A 13,313-nucleotide genomic window follows, 5' to 3' on the forward strand; every position below is an offset into this window, starting at 1 on the left:
ATCGGGCGCGGCGCGGCGAGCACGGACACCCGCCCGCGAGGACGCCGGAAGACACGACCCGCCAGGCGAACGGGCGGAGCGCGGCCGACGGAAGCACACGCAGTTACAATGACCGGGTACCCCGATGCGGGATCGCCTCCGAGAGCACCACCAGCACCACCACATCGAGCACCACGGACGGCGTTCCGGCGCGGTATCCCGACAACATCTCCACCTGCAGCCGGATCTTGAGACGGTCCCGGCGCACCGTAGAGCGCACCGTAGCGAGAGGGCCTAGTGGCAGCCGCAGACTCCGCAACCCGCATCGACCCGTCGATCGACGACCCGACGACGGGTCCCGCACCCGCACGCCGATCCGGTAAGCGGTCGGGTGCACCCGCCAAGACCGGCCCCACGCGGTCCCGGGCGGGCGGCTCGGCGAAGGCCAAGCCGGCGACCAAGGGCAAGAAGGGCGACGCCGACGGCGAGCCCACCGAGGTCGACGGCGAGGTCGAGCTGGACGGCGCCGAGGCCGTCGAGCTTGAAGAGGTCGACGTCGAGCTCGACACCGAGATCGCTGCCGAGGAGACCGCCGACGAGGCGGCCGACGACGATGACGACGAGGACGACGACGAGGAGCCGGCCAACACCGGCGCCAACCGTCGCGCCCCCACCACGCGCAGCTCGCAGCAGAAGCAGTCGGGCGACTTCGTGTGGGACGAGGAGGAGTCGGAGGCCCTGCGCCAGGCGCGCAAGGACGCCGAGCTCACCGCCTCGGCCGACTCCGTCCGCGCCTACCTGAAGCAGATCGGCAAGGTCGCGCTGCTCAACGCGGAGGAGGAGGTCGAGCTCGCCAAACGGATCGAGGCCGGCCTCTACGCCGCGGAGCGCATGCGCCGTTCGATCGACGCGGGCGAGAAGGTGTCGCCGCAGATGCGGCGCGACCTGCGCTGGATCGTCCGCGACGGCGAGCGCGCCAAGAACCACCTGCTGGAGGCCAACCTCCGCCTGGTCGTGTCGCTGGCCAAGCGCTACACCGGCCGCGGCATGGCGTTCCTGGACCTGATCCAGGAGGGCAACCTCGGTCTGATCCGCGCGGTCGAGAAGTTCGACTACACCAAGGGCTACAAGTTCTCCACGTACGCCACCTGGTGGATCCGGCAGGCGATCACCCGCGCGATGGCCGACCAGGCCCGCACCATCCGCATCCCGGTGCACATGGTCGAGGTCATCAACAAGCTCGGTCGCATCCAGCGCGAGCTGCTCCAGGACCTGGGCCGCGAGCCCACGCCGGAGGAGCTCGCCAAGGAGATGGACATCACCCCGGAGAAGGTGCTGGAGATCCAGCAGTACGCCCGGGAGCCCATCTCGCTCGACCAGACCATCGGTGACGAGGGCGACAGCCAGCTCGGCGACTTCATCGAGGACTCCGAAGCCGTCGTCGCGGTCGACGCGGTGAGCTTCACGCTGCTACAGGACCAGCTGCAGTCGGTGCTCGCCACGCTGTCCGAGCGCGAGGCCGGCGTCGTGCGGCTGCGGTTCGGCCTCACCGACGGCCAGCCCCGCACGCTCGACGAGATCGGCCAGGTCTACGGGGTCACGCGCGAGCGGATCCGGCAGATCGAGTCGAAGACCATGTCGAAGCTGCGCCACCCGTCGCGGTCGCAGGTGCTGCGCGACTACCTGGACTGAGCAGGATCACCCCAAAGGGCCTCTGAGCTGCGGAAACGCAGGTCAGAGGCCCTTTGCTCATGTCGCACGGCGCTCTCGGTCGTCCACCGTGCGGGGATGGTTCCGGACGGGCGAATCGATGTTGTCGAGGTAGACCGCGGCGCTCCCGCCGCGGCTTCTCACAGAGGAGTCATCGTGCGTCTGGTGTGGCAGCTCTTGGCGGTTGCGGCGGTCTGGATCCTCGGCAATCTGGGCACGGCTGCGGTGAAGGACAACCCCTGGCCGGCGCTCGTCGCCGGCCTACTGACGGCCGTCGTCGGGGTCCTGGTCTACGGCTGGGTGGTGCGGCGAACCGAGCACCGGGCCCCCGTCGAGGTGTCGCTGAAGGGAGCAGGTGCCGGGATCAGCTGGGGCACGCTGCTCGGCATCGCGCTGTTCGGGGCAGTCATCGCGAACATCGCCTTCTTCGGTGACTACACGATCAACGGCCTGGGCACGCCGGCGAGCGCCGTCGCCCTGCTCGGCATCATGGCGGGCGCCGCCGTCACCGAGGAGCTGGTCTTCCGCGGTGTCCTGTTCCGGAACGTCGAGCGCTGGACCGGAACCTGGATCGCGCTCGTGCTGACCGGCTCGCTGTTCGGCCTGATCCACCTGCTCAACGCGAACGCCACCGTGTGGGGTGCCATCGCTATCGCCATCGAGGCAGGCGGGATGCTGACCGCCGCGTACATCGCCACCCGCAAGCTGTGGGTGCCGATCGGTCTGCACTTCGGCTGGAACATCGCCGCGAGCGCCATCTTCAGCACCGAGGTGTCCGGCAGCAACACCGCGCAGGGCCTGCTGGACACGACGATGTCGGGTCCAGCGCTGGTCACGGGCGGCGACTTCGGACCGGAGGGCAGCATCTACGCGGTGGTGTTCGGCGTGCTGGCCACTGGCGTGTTCATGTGGCTGGCCCACCGGCGTGGTCACGTGGTCCCCGTCCGTCGCTCGGCCCGGGCGGACGTGGCCGCCAGGCTCTCCCGGTGACCGAACTCCGGCGGGTCCTGGACCTGCTGCAGGGTCGGTCTCAGCGCAGTTGGCGGAAGAACTCGGTGATGTCGTCGGCGAGCAGTTCGGGCTCTTCGTGGGCGGCGAAGTGTCCGCCGCGTGGCATCGACGTGTACCGGGTGATGTTGTAGGTGCGTTCGGCCCAGGCGCGCGGTGGCTGGGTGAGGTCGGCGGGGAAGACGGCGACTGCGGTGGGCACTTCGACCTTTTCGACGCGCCGGGTCAGGCCGCGGGCGTACTCGTAGTAGGGCCGGAACGACGTCGAGATCGTGCCGGTGAACCAGTACAGCGACGCCTGGGTGAGGACGAAGTCGTCGGTGAACCGGGACGACAGGTCGCCGCCCGATTCGCTCCAGGCGCGGTACTTCTCGACGATCCAGGCCAGCAGGCCGGTCGGAGAGTCGGACAGAGCGTGGGCCAGGGTGAGCGGGCGGGTGTTCTGCTGGTGCTGGTAGCCGCCCTCCTCCGCGCTCCAGGTGGCGACCTGGTCGAGGTAGGCCTGTTCGTCCAGGGTGAGGCCGGCGGCGTCGTACTCCTGGGGTGCGGCGACGGCGAGCAGGTGGATGCCGGCCAGCGACGCCGGGTAGGCCTCACCCAGACGCGAGGTGATCCCCGCGCCCAGGTCGCCGCCGTGGGCGGCGTACCGGTCGAAGCCGAGCTCGTCCCGCATGAGCCGGTGCCAGACCTGGTGGGTCTGGAGCGTCGGCGGGAGGGTCGGTCGTTGCGGTGAGAACGCGTAGCCGGGCAGCGAGGGGACGATGACCGTGAACGCGTCGGACGCGTCGCCGCCGTGCTTCGACGGCTCCGCGAGTCGCCGGGCGAGGTCGGTGAGCTCCAGGAAGGTGCTGGGCCAGCCGTGGGTCAGGACGATCGGCAGGGCGCCGGGCTGCTCGCCGTCGAACCGGAGGTAATGGACGGGCGCGCCGCCGATGGCGGCCGTGTGGTGCGGCAGGGCGTTGATCCGCGCCTCGTGGGTGCGCCAGTCATAGCCTGTTGCCCAGTACTCCGCCAGGCGGCGCACCTCGGTGGTGTCGGCGCCCGCTTCCCAGCCGTCGACGGGCCACCGGGTGGGCCACCGGGTGGCGCGTAGCCGCGCGCGCAGGTCGTCGAGTTCTGCATCGGTCACCGCGCTCAGCGGCTGGTGGTCGGTCATGTGTCTCCTGGTCGTGCTCCCGTGCTGGTCGTGCGCACGCACGGTGCGACAGCGCCTGGCTACCGCGTTGCGGTGGCCAGTGCCGCGCGGATGGCGTCCTCGCCGGCCGGCTCGCCCTTCTCGTTCGAGGACGGCCCGTACGGGGTCCCCCACACCGGCGTGCCCGTGGCCTGCCGCCAGCTGTCGGCCAACGGCCCCGTGTCCACCACGCCGTACCCGATGGATGCGATGAACTCGGTCACCGCCGCCTTCGCCGACCCGGAGTCCCCGGCGATCGGCAGGTACGAGCGGTCGGCCGCCCCCGCTGGGCGGGCGAGTGACAGCAGGTGCTTGAAGTAGATGGTGTTGAACGCCTTCACGAGCCCGGCGCCCGGGATGTACCGCGACAGCAGCTCGCTCGAGGTGAGCGACGTGCCGTCGAGCTCGGGGATGTGCCCGTCACGCTCGGGGCCGTAGTTGCACGTGTCGATGACCGTCTTGCCCGCCAGTGGCGCGGCGGGCAGGTGGGGGAAGGCCGTGACCGGCACCGTGACCACGACGATGCCACCGGCCGCCGCGGCCTCCCCGCTCGTCGCCGCGGTCGCCCGCGGGCCCAGCTCCGCGACCGTGTCCGCGAGCGTCTCGGGACCGCGCGAGTTGCTGAGCACGACCTGGTGGCCGGCCGCGACGGCGAGCCGCGCGATGGTGCCGCCGATGGATCCGCTTCCGATGAATCCCACAGTCGTCACGTTCTCGAACGTCCCTTCACAAGAGCATGGGTCCCTGACCTCAGATGGCGGGGACGTCGGCCGACGGGAAGTAGTGACCGTTGTCCAGATCGGCGAGCAGGCCGGGCTGAGCGGGTTCCCAGCCCAGGGTCCGGCGGGTGATGAGGTTGGACGCCGGGTAGTTCTGCGTGACGACGTTCGCGAGGAACCCGAAGTATCCCGGCAGCATCAGTTCGTCCAGGGGCACGCTCAGGGCGGGCAGACCCAGGCGGCTGCCGATGGCCTCGGCGATCTCGCGGACCGGGATGGCGCCGTCCCCCACGGCGTGCCAGTACTTGCCGGCCGGGCCCTTCTCCAGCGCCAGGCGGAACAAGGACGCGGCGTCACGGGCGTGCACGGCGTTCCACTGGTTCGTGCCGTCTCCGGGGTAGCCGGCGAAGCCCTTCTCCTTCGCGAGGGCGATCAGCGTGGGGAGGAAGCCGGCCCGGTCGGAGGTGCTGTGTGCGATGTTGGCGATCCGCACGACGGAAGACCGCACTCCCCGCTCGGCGAGGCCGATCGCGGCGGTCTCCACGACGTTACGGGCCCGGAGGGTGCCCTTGTGCTCGTCGCCGACGGGAAGGGCCAGGTCGTCCTCGGTGGCCGGGCGGCCCAGGTTCCCTCCCCCGTTCCCGGGCGAGCCGATGCTCCCCGCTATGACCAGCGGCTTCCCGGTTCCCGCCAGTGCCTCGCCGTACGCGAGCACGATCGGGAGCTCGGCGGCGGCCACGGCGTCGATCCCGCCGGACGGAAGCAGGTCCTGCCTGTGCGCGACGTGGATGACGCCGTGGGAGTCGGCGGCCGCCTCCTTGAGCCCGTCGAGGTCCTGGAGGTCGCCGCGGCGCACCTTCGCGCCGAGCGCGGACAGCATCGTGGCGGCCGTGTCCGACCGGGCCAGGCCGGTGACCTCGTGCCCGGCGGCGACGAGCTCGGGGATGATGTGCGAACCGGAATGGCCGGTCCCGCCGGTGACGAAGACGTGCACGTTGCTGCTCCTTGTCAATGGTGCGGGGTGTGCGCTCAGCCGCGGACGTCGACGCCGAGGGCGACGTCGAAGGTCCCCGCGCCGTGGCGGGCCAGGCCCATCAGCAGCGGCCCGACCCCTTCCAGCCAGCGGGCCATCTCCAGGCCGCCGACATCGAGGGGACGCAGTCCGAGGCTCTCGATGAACGCCGACACGCTCGCCTTGGCCTGCGCGTCATCTCCGGCGAAGAACACGTCCAACGGACGCTCCTGGACCAGGACGTGACCGAAGACGGTGTTGAACGCCTTCACGACGTGCGCGCTCGCCGGGACCGCCTTGGCGATCTCCTGTGCACCGGACGTGCCATCAGGGACGACCAGCGCGGTGGCGTCGGCGTTGAAGGTGTTGGAGATGTCGATGATGACCTTGCCGGCCAGTGCGTCCCCGTACCGGGCGACGACCTGCACGGCGCCGGCGTACGGCACGGCCAGGACGACGATGTCGCCCACGGGGACGGTGCCGAAGGTCCCCACCGTGGTCCCGACGCCGAGTTCGGCGGCCAGGCCCTTGGCCTTGGCCGGGTCGCGGCCGATGAGTTCGACCGAGTGGCCGCCCGCGACCGCGCGTGCGGCGATGGCGTGGGCCATTCCACCCAGTCCGATGAAACTGATGCTGCTCATGGTGAGTGCTCTCTTCCTGACGTGGTCGTGTCTTCGGTGGTCACAACCGGCCGGTACGCTCGATCACCTGGCCGGCGAAGTCGAGCAGCTGGTCAAGGCTGGTGAACATCGCGAAGGCATCGAAGTACGCCTCGTCAACACCGGAGTCGGCGTATCGCTTCAGCTGGTCCGCGACCGAGTCGACGGACGTGCCCGGGTCGAGGTTGATCCGCATGGCCGTCTTCAGTGCGTCGGGATCGCGGCCGGCGTCCTGCGCCGCTCGGCGCGCGACCGACCACAGGCGGCCGGCCCCCTCGTCCTGGCTGCTGATCGACGCGGCGGGCGCCGGCCCTTCGACCCCGAGCCAGCCGACCCCGCTGCGGCCGACCCGGCGCATCGCGGCCTCGCTGGCTCCGCCGATCCAGATGGGCGGCCCGCCCGGCTGGACCGGGCGGAGGCCGGCGTGGACCGGTGGCATGGTGAAGAACTCGCTGTTCCAGGACACGGGACTGGTCGTCCACCACGTGTGCAGGAACGCCAGCACGTCATCGAGCATCTTGCCGCGCCGCAGCCAGTCCGCGTTGCGGGCCACGTCGTACTCCTGCTTCATCCACCCCAGCCCCACACCGACGCCGAGGCGGCCGTCACTGAGCACGTCGAGCGTGGTCAGCTGCCGGGCCAGGTGCGGCGGCTCGTAGTAGAACGTGCTGAGCGTGCTGGTGTTCAGGCGTACCCGGCTGGTCGCCGCCGCGGCGACGGTCAACAGCAGCATCGGATCGAAGGAGCGCGACATCTGCGGCCCTCGGGCCAGATAGTCGCTGCCCACATCAACCGGCGTGACCAGGCGGTCGCCGACCCACAGGGCGTCGTAGCCGAGGTCCTCGAGTCCGCGGACGAAAGCGCTCAGGGCGGAGGCGTCGCCGACGGAGGGCCCGACAACGGGAATCATGGAACCGAGCTGCATGGTGATGCGCCTCCTCAGGCGGTTTTATTTCGCCGACTACTCAGCGCAGGGGTCGGTCCGTGAATTCGTTGACGCCCATGGCGAAGTTCCCGTGGCCGATCCCGTTGCCCGCGAGGCCTACCGTGAGCACGCCCGCTCCTTCCAGCCAGTGCGCCATCTTCAGGCCGCCGACGTCGAGCGGGCGCAGTCCGAGGCTCTCGATGAATGCCGCCACGTCCGCCTTGGCCTGCGGGTCGTCGCCGGCGAAGAAGACGTCGGGCCGGCCCTGCGCCAGGACGTCACGGAAGATGGTGTTGAAGGCCTTGAAAACACTGGCGCCGGCCGGGGCGATCTTGGCGACCTCCTGCGCGATCGAGGTCTCCTCGCTGTGGGCCAGCCCGTCGCCCGTGGCGTTGAAGGGGTTGCTGATGTCGATGATGATCTTGCCTGCGAGGGCGTCCCCGTACTCGGCGACGGTCGGAACGACACCGGCGTACAACAGGGCCGTGATGACGAGGTCCCCGGCCGGGACGGCGCCCCACTTACCTGCCGTCGCGCCGCCGCCCAGAACGTCGGCCAGGTCATCGGCCTTGGACTGATCGCGTGCCATGATCTCGACGCTGTTGCCGCCCGCCACCGCGAGCGTGCCGATCGTGCGGGCCATGTTCCCCGCACCGATGAACGTGATGCTGCTCATGACTGTGCACTCTTCCTGTTCTCGAGGCGCAGGTCGTCGACATAGCTGGAGCGGTCTGCACGGTGAATGGGTTCTGAGGAACGGGCCATCGAATACCGATCCCGAATTCCTGCACCGAGTTCCCTCGGCCCCAAGAACGATGCCATCAGCCCGAGCGGGTGTCCAAGACCTGTTTCAGCCATGGCGATGCCCTAGAGGCATTGCCGGACCGAGCTCCCCCAGGAAGCACCTTGGAGCCTTGGTGCTGACTTTCGGCGCTGAGAACAGCGGTGTGGCTCCAAGGTGCGGGATGGGTGCCGTCAGGAGGCGGTCGGAGGCGTCCGGTCGAGCCTGCTCTCGAGAGAGGCGAGGATGTCGCCGCTGCGCACGGCGACGTTGGACAGCAGGGTCGACGCCAGTCCGTGGGTGTGCTCGGTGGCACCCTGCACGTAGATCGGCACGTCGGATCCTTCGAGTTCGAGCCGGTAGTCCTGCGTGATCCGCGCCCGGCCGCGGTCGTCGCGGCGGGCGGCGAGTCCGGTGAGGAACCGCGCCGGGTCACCGGACCGGTAGCCGGTCGCGTAGACGACGACGTCGGCTTCGACGTCCCTCGTGGTGCCGTCGAGCGCGCTCCGGATGCGCACGCGGACGTCGTCACGCCGGTCCTCGCAGGCCTCGACCGAACACATCTTGTCGAACCGGAGCCGCTCGCGGCCGTCGACGCGCTCGGCGTAGTGCCTCTCGTACAGGGCCTCGATGAGATCCGGGTCGACCACGGAGTAGTTGGTGTTGCGGTGCAGGGCGGTGACGCGCAGGCGGACCTCCGCCGGGCTGTCGAAGAACTCGTGGACGGCGTCGGGATCGAACACGCGGTTGGCGAAGGCGCTGTCGTCGGCCGGGCTGTACCCCCAGCGCTGGAACACCGCGTGGACGTCGGCGTCGGGGAAGCTGCGGTGCAGGTAGTCGACGCTCTCGGCGGCGCTCTGCCCGGCCCCGACCACGACGAAGCGCCGCGGCGCCGGGCCGGTGGCCAGCTTCGCCACGTTCGGCACCAGCCGGCTGTTGTGCCAGATCCGCTCGCCCGCCTCGATGCCGTCGGGCAGCACGGGCGTGAGACCGGTGGCGATCACGACGGCCCGGGCGACGACGCGCAGCGGTTCCCCGCCGCGCCGTGCGGTGACGGCGAGCAGCCCGCCCTCCAGCGGCTCGATCTTCTCGACGAGCGTCCCGTAGGCGACGTCGTCGTCGAACCGGGCGGCGGCCCAGGACAGGTAGTCGTGGAACTCCAGGCGGGTGGGGAAGAACGACTGCCGGTTGACGAAGTCGACGAGCCGGCCCCGCTCGGCGAGGTAGTTGACGAATCCGAAGCTGCTGGTGGGGTTGCGCAGGGTGGCCAGGTCCTTGAGGAACGCGACCTGCATGCGGGCGTCCGGGATGAGCATCCCGCGGTGCCACCCGAACGCCTCCTGGCGCTCGAGGAAGTACGCCGAGATCGGCCGCTCCCCCGGGCCCGCGGCGGCGTTGCGCTCGGCGACGGCGATGGCGAGTCCCAGGTTGGCCGGGCCGAAGCCGACCCCCACGACGTCGAGGACAGGGGTGGGCGGCGGAGCGGTGAGGGACACCGGAGCGAGATCCTCTCGTGCAGGGGGCTGGGTCATGGGGTGTGCCGTGACGTGGTGGCGAGGAACTCGAGCAGGACCCGGTTGACCGCGTCGGGGCGTTCCAGGTAGCCGTAGTGGCCCGCGTCGGGGATCTCCACGTAGCGGGCTCCGGGCACGGCGTCGGCCACCTCCCGGGACAGGTGTGGCGGGATCGTGGCGTCGTCGGCGAACCCGACGACGAGCAGCGGCACCGCGACGTCGCGGTAGGCCGCGCGCCGGTCGGTCAGCGCCAGCGACACCGCGAGCTGCGCGCGGTGGCCGGGCCCGATCGCCGCGCCGCGGAAGGCGACCACGTCGAGCCAGTCCTGGGCGGCCCGCTCGTCGCGCAGCGTGGCCGGGGAGAGGTACTGCACGGCGGAGACGGCGGCGTGGTGGTCCGGCGGCGGCACGATCTTCTCGTCGGCCAGCGCGATCTCGCCTGCGGTGAAGGCCCGCTGCACGGGCTCCAGCCGGGCGTGCGCGGCCAGCGCGACAGCCCGTGTGACGAGGTCCGGGCGGGCCAGCGCGAGCTCGACGACGATCCGCGCGCCCAGCGACGTGCCGACCACGGCGGCCGGTCCGGCGTCGAGGTGCTCCACGAGCGCGGCGACGTCGCCGACCATGTCGTCGATGGTGAAGCCCGCGGCGCACTCGTCGCTGGCCCCGGCGCCCCGGTTGTCCAGCGTGACGACCCGGTGTCCGGCCGCGCGCAGCGCCGGCACCTGGTGGGTCTGCCAGACGCGGCCGGGGCTGCCGGTGCCCATCACCATCACGACGAGCGGGCCGGGACCGCCGGGCGGGGCCCAGTCGTCGTAGGCGATCCGGACGCCGTCGCGCGTCACGAACGTCATGACCGCAGCTCCTCGGCGAGCGCCCGTTTGTCGATCTTGCCGACGGCGGTGAGCGGCAGGACGTCGCGGACGACGACGCGGTCCGGGTACATGAAGCGCGCGAGGCCGCGTTCGGCGAGGAAGGCGCGCAGCTGCCGCCCCCTCGGGACGGTCGCGCCCGCCGCCGGGACGAGGGCGGCGCAGACGGCCTCGCCGAGGTCGTCGTCCGGGAGCCCCACGACGGCCGCGGCGGCGATCGCGGGATGCGCCAGCAGGTGCTCCTCCAGCACCGAGGCCGAGACGTTCTCCCCGCCGCGGTTGACGACGTCCTTCACCCGGCCCTCGACGACGAGGTGCCCGGTGGGCAACCGGCGGACGAGGTCGCCGGTGCGGTAGAAGCCGTCCGGAGTGAAGGCCACGGGGTCGTGCTCGCGGGCCCGGTAGTAGCCGCGGATCGTGTACGGCCCGCGGGTCCACAGCTCCCCCCGCTCGCCCGGCGCGACGTCGGCGCCGCGGCGGTCGACGACGCGGACCTCGTCGGCGGGGCAGAGCGGCCGTCCCTGGCACACCGCGACCAGGTCGTCGGGGTCGTCGAGGCGGGTGAAGTTGAGCAGTCCCTCGGCCATCCCGAACACCTGCTGCACCGCGCACCCGAGCGCAGGGCGCACCCGGCGGGCCAGCGTCTCGTCGCACTTGGCCCCGCCGACCTGCACGAGCCGCAGGCTCGGCAGCGGCGCCGGGACCAGGTCGACCCACAGCCGCAGCAGGGGCGGCACCACGGCGGTGACGGTCACCCGCTCCGCCTCCACGAGCGCGAGGGTCACGTCCGGGCTCGGCACCGGGGCGAGTACCACGGTGGCGCCCACCCCGAACGCGCCGAGCATGCCGGGGCAGGCGAGCGGGAAGTTGTGGGCGAGCGGCAGGCAGGCCAGGTAGACGTCCTCGGCGCGCAGCCCGCAGACCTCGGCGCTCGCGCGGGCGTTGTAGGCGTAGTCGCGGTGCGTGCGCGGGATGAGCTTGGGCTTGCCCGTGGTGCCGCCGGAGACGAGCAGCAGCGCGACCTGGGCCGGGTCGACCTCGGGGAAGGCGCCGGCATCGCCGTCGGGCAGGTCGGAGAGCGCGGTGGTCCCGGCGACGGGTTCGCCGTCCACCAGCACGTGGTGCACCGAGGGCACCGCGCGGGCGACGGCGCGGCCGAGGTCGCGGTGGTCGAAGCCGTCGTGCACGTCGGGGCCGATGTAGGCCACGGCGTCGGCCAGACGGGCGAAGTGCTCGATCTCGGAGGCCCGGTGCGCCGGAAGCGCGAGCACCGGGATCACGCCGATGCGCAGCAGCCCGAAGAGCGTGACCACGAACTCGGCGGTGTTGGGCAGGTGCACCACCGCCCGGTCCCCGGGCACCAGCCCGAGGGCGCGCAGGCCACGGGCCCGTGCGTCGGCGCGGCGGTCCAGCTCGGCGTAGGTGATCCGCTCGTCCCCGGAGACGACGGCGGTCGCGCCCGCGTGCCGGTCAGCCCACTCGCGCAGCAGCCCGCCGAGCGTCTCGGCGCGCCAGTACCCCTCCCGCACATAGCGCTCAACCAGGTCTTCGGGCCACCCGAGGGCGCCGTCCAGCAGCGGGGCGGTCACGCCGTCACCACCGGCCCGGGACCGACCAGGAACCGGCTGACGCTGCGCAGCTTCTCCCGCGTCTCCTCGAGCTCCCGCTCGGGGCTGGACTGCGCGACGATGCCGGCGCCCGCGCGCAACCAGGTCAGGCCGTCGCGCTGGTAGACCGAGCGCAGCACCAGGGCGGCGTCCAGGGCGCCCGCGTGGTCCACGGTGAGCACGGCGCCTGCGTAGAGGCCGCGCGGGCCGTCCTCGTGGCGCCCGATCGCCGCGAACGCCGGGGCCTTGGGCAGGCCCGAGGCGGTGACCGAGGGGAACAGCCGGGCGAAGGCGTCCCAGGAGGAGACCCCGGGGCGCAGCCGTCCCCGGACGCGGGACGCGAGGTGCTGCACGCTGCCGCGCAGGACGACCCGCATGAAGTCCTCGACGACGACGGAGCCGGGCACGCTGACCGCGGCGACCTCGTCCTGGGCCAGCTGCACGGACACGGCGTGCTCGTAGATCTCCTTCGGGTCGTTGCGCAGCTCCTCGTGCAGCGCGCTGTCGGTCTCGCGGTCCCCGGACAGCGCGCGGGTGCCGGCGAGCGGCTGGGTGGAGAACGTGCCGTCGGCAGCGACCTCCACCACCGTCTCGGGGCTGAACCCGGCCGCGGCGAGACCGCCGAGGCGCAGCAGGAACGACCGGGCGGGGTTGTTGCCCCGCCGGCCCGCCTCGTAGGTCGCGACCAGGTCGACGGCACCGTCCACCGGCACCGTCCGGGAGAGGATCACCTTGCGGAACCGCGCCTCGTGGATCTCGCGGACGGCCGCCGCGACGGCCGAGCGGTAGCCGGTCGTGTCCGTCACCTCGTCGACCGCCACCGCTGCTCCTGCCGGAACCGGCGGCGCGGCGAGGGTCGCCTCCCAGGCCGCGCGGGCTGCGGGGTCGGCGACGCGCAGCTGCGGCGGGCCGTCCCCGAGGCGGGCCTCCCGGTCGGGGAGCAGCAGGTGCAGCAGCGCACCCGTCCTGTCCGGTGTCGGGAGACCGTGCAGCAGGTGCCCGAGCTCGAACGCGGCCCACCCGTAGGCGCGCCACCCGGGCTCGCCGTGTGCGGCCAGGGCCGCGGCGACCTGGTCGAGCGGCCGGTCGGTCAGGGCTTCGGTGCGGGTCCGGCCGCCGGAGTGCACGTGCAGCCCGGAACGGTCGAGCACGATCTCGGCGCGCACCCCGGCGGCGAACAGCACCTCGCCGTCGCGTTCGTAGAGGACGTACGGCGCGGACCGCGCCTCGCAGTCACGGGCCAGCGCGGCGCCGGCTGCGACGGGATCGGGGGCGGCGGGCCCGGTGCGTGCACCGCTCTGCTCTGTTGCTGTGGACATGCTCGATCTCCTCGCTCGCACAGGAGCGGCCGCGGAC

13 protein-coding genes are annotated in these 13,313 nt (G+C 71.9%); 2 read left to right on the forward strand and 11 right to left on the reverse strand.

The window, feature by feature from the left end; all coding sequences use genetic code 11:
* Positions 1 to 103 precede the first annotated feature (103 nt).
* The gene (locus CFP66_RS48080; RefSeq protein ID WP_158228261.1) at positions 104 to 247 is read right to left on the reverse strand and encodes a hypothetical protein; all 144 of its coding nucleotides are present in this window, start codon (positions 245 to 247) and stop codon (positions 104 to 106) included.
* A gap of 29 nt (positions 248 to 276) precedes the next feature.
* Here CFP66_RS48080 and CFP66_RS29020 point away from each other — a divergent pair, with 29 nt between their 5' ends.
* Positions 277 to 1,671 carry an RNA polymerase sigma factor gene (locus tag CFP66_RS29020; RefSeq protein WP_094928382.1) on the forward strand — a complete coding sequence of 465 codons (1,395 nt, stop codon included), beginning with the start codon at positions 277 to 279 and terminating at the stop codon, positions 1,669 to 1,671.
* Positions 1,672 to 1,845: 174 nt separating this feature from the next.
* Positions 1,846 to 2,679: a CPBP family intramembrane glutamic endopeptidase gene (locus CFP66_RS29025; RefSeq protein ID WP_094928383.1), complete on the forward strand. Its 834-nt coding sequence runs from the start codon at positions 1,846 to 1,848 to the stop codon at positions 2,677 to 2,679.
* A gap of 40 nt (positions 2,680 to 2,719) precedes the next feature.
* On the opposite strand, the gene CFP66_RS29030 is transcribed toward CFP66_RS29025, so the two are convergent.
* The 10 genes from CFP66_RS29030 to CFP66_RS29075 all read right to left on the reverse strand — a co-directional run bounded on the left by CFP66_RS29030 (position 2,720) and on the right by CFP66_RS29075 (position 13,276).
* Positions 2,720 to 3,853: an epoxide hydrolase family protein gene (locus CFP66_RS29030; RefSeq protein ID WP_198961731.1), complete on the reverse strand. Its 1,134-nt coding sequence runs from the start codon at positions 3,851 to 3,853 to the stop codon at positions 2,720 to 2,722.
* Positions 3,854 to 3,912: 59 nt separating this feature from the next.
* Positions 3,913 to 4,581: an NADPH-dependent F420 reductase gene (locus CFP66_RS29035; RefSeq protein WP_233159801.1), complete on the reverse strand. Its 669-nt coding sequence runs from the start codon at positions 4,579 to 4,581 to the stop codon at positions 3,913 to 3,915.
* 40 nt (positions 4,582 to 4,621) lie between these two features.
* Positions 4,622 to 5,584 (reverse strand): SDR family oxidoreductase, encoded by a 963-nt coding sequence (locus CFP66_RS29040; protein WP_094928385.1) that lies wholly within the window; start codon positions 5,582 to 5,584, stop codon positions 4,622 to 4,624.
* Between the two features lie 35 nt (positions 5,585 to 5,619).
* Positions 5,620 to 6,243, reverse strand: a complete 624-nt coding sequence (locus CFP66_RS29045; RefSeq protein ID WP_094928386.1) for an NADPH-dependent F420 reductase — start codon at positions 6,241 to 6,243, stop codon at positions 5,620 to 5,622.
* 40 nt (positions 6,244 to 6,283) lie between these two features.
* Positions 6,284 to 7,186 carry a TIGR03619 family F420-dependent LLM class oxidoreductase gene (locus CFP66_RS29050; protein WP_094928387.1) on the reverse strand — a complete coding sequence of 301 codons (903 nt, stop codon included), beginning with the start codon at positions 7,184 to 7,186 and terminating at the stop codon, positions 6,284 to 6,286.
* 40 nt (positions 7,187 to 7,226) lie between these two features.
* Positions 7,227 to 7,862, reverse strand: a complete 636-nt coding sequence (locus CFP66_RS29055; RefSeq protein WP_094928388.1) for an NADPH-dependent F420 reductase — start codon at positions 7,860 to 7,862, stop codon at positions 7,227 to 7,229.
* 299 nt (positions 7,863 to 8,161) lie between these two features.
* Positions 8,162 to 9,463 carry a lysine N(6)-hydroxylase/L-ornithine N(5)-oxygenase family protein gene (locus CFP66_RS29060; protein ID WP_233159803.1) on the reverse strand — a complete coding sequence of 434 codons (1,302 nt, stop codon included), beginning with the start codon at positions 9,461 to 9,463 and terminating at the stop codon, positions 8,162 to 8,164.
* A gap of 32 nt (positions 9,464 to 9,495) precedes the next feature.
* A complete protein-coding gene (locus CFP66_RS29065) occupies positions 9,496 to 10,332 on the reverse strand; it encodes an alpha/beta fold hydrolase (RefSeq protein ID WP_094928390.1) in 837 nt (278 codons plus the stop codon).
* A complete protein-coding gene (locus CFP66_RS29070) occupies positions 10,329 to 11,939 on the reverse strand; it encodes a (2,3-dihydroxybenzoyl)adenylate synthase (RefSeq protein WP_094928391.1) in 1,611 nt (536 codons plus the stop codon). The genes CFP66_RS29065 and CFP66_RS29070 overlap by 4 nt, the downstream gene beginning before the upstream one ends.
* On the reverse strand, positions 11,936 to 13,276 hold the full coding sequence (locus CFP66_RS29075; protein WP_094928392.1) for a salicylate synthase: 1,341 nt from the start codon (positions 13,274 to 13,276) through the stop codon (positions 11,936 to 11,938). The genes CFP66_RS29070 and CFP66_RS29075 overlap by 4 nt, the downstream gene beginning before the upstream one ends.
* Between the last annotated feature and the right edge of the window lie 37 nt (positions 13,277 to 13,313).

Origin of the sequence: Pseudonocardia sp. MH-G8, assembly GCF_002262885.1 — a bacterium.
Taxonomy (GTDB): Bacteria; Actinomycetota; Actinomycetes; order Mycobacteriales; family Pseudonocardiaceae; genus Pseudonocardia.

What these genes read in the sequence shown, in the direction of transcription:
- CFP66_RS29075 (WP_094928392.1), bottom strand. Translation starts at nt 13,276, where the DNA reads ATGTCCACAGCAACAGAGCAGAGCGGTGCACGCACCGGGCCCGCCGCC.
- CFP66_RS29045 (WP_094928386.1), bottom strand. Translation starts at nt 6,243, where the DNA reads ATGAGCAGCATCAGTTTCATCGGACTGGGTGGAATGGCCCACGCCATC.
- CFP66_RS29050 (WP_094928387.1), bottom strand. Translation starts at nt 7,186, where the DNA reads ATGCAGCTCGGTTCCATGATTCCCGTTGTCGGGCCCTCCGTCGGCGAC.
- CFP66_RS29055 (WP_094928388.1), bottom strand. Translation starts at nt 7,862, where the DNA reads ATGAGCAGCATCACGTTCATCGGTGCGGGGAACATGGCCCGCACGATC.
- CFP66_RS29030 (WP_198961731.1), bottom strand. Translation starts at nt 3,853, where the DNA reads ATGACCGACCACCAGCCGCTGAGCGCGGTGACCGATGCAGAACTCGAC.
- CFP66_RS29065 (WP_094928390.1), bottom strand. Translation starts at nt 10,332, where the DNA reads ATGACGTTCGTGACGCGCGACGGCGTCCGGATCGCCTACGACGACTGG.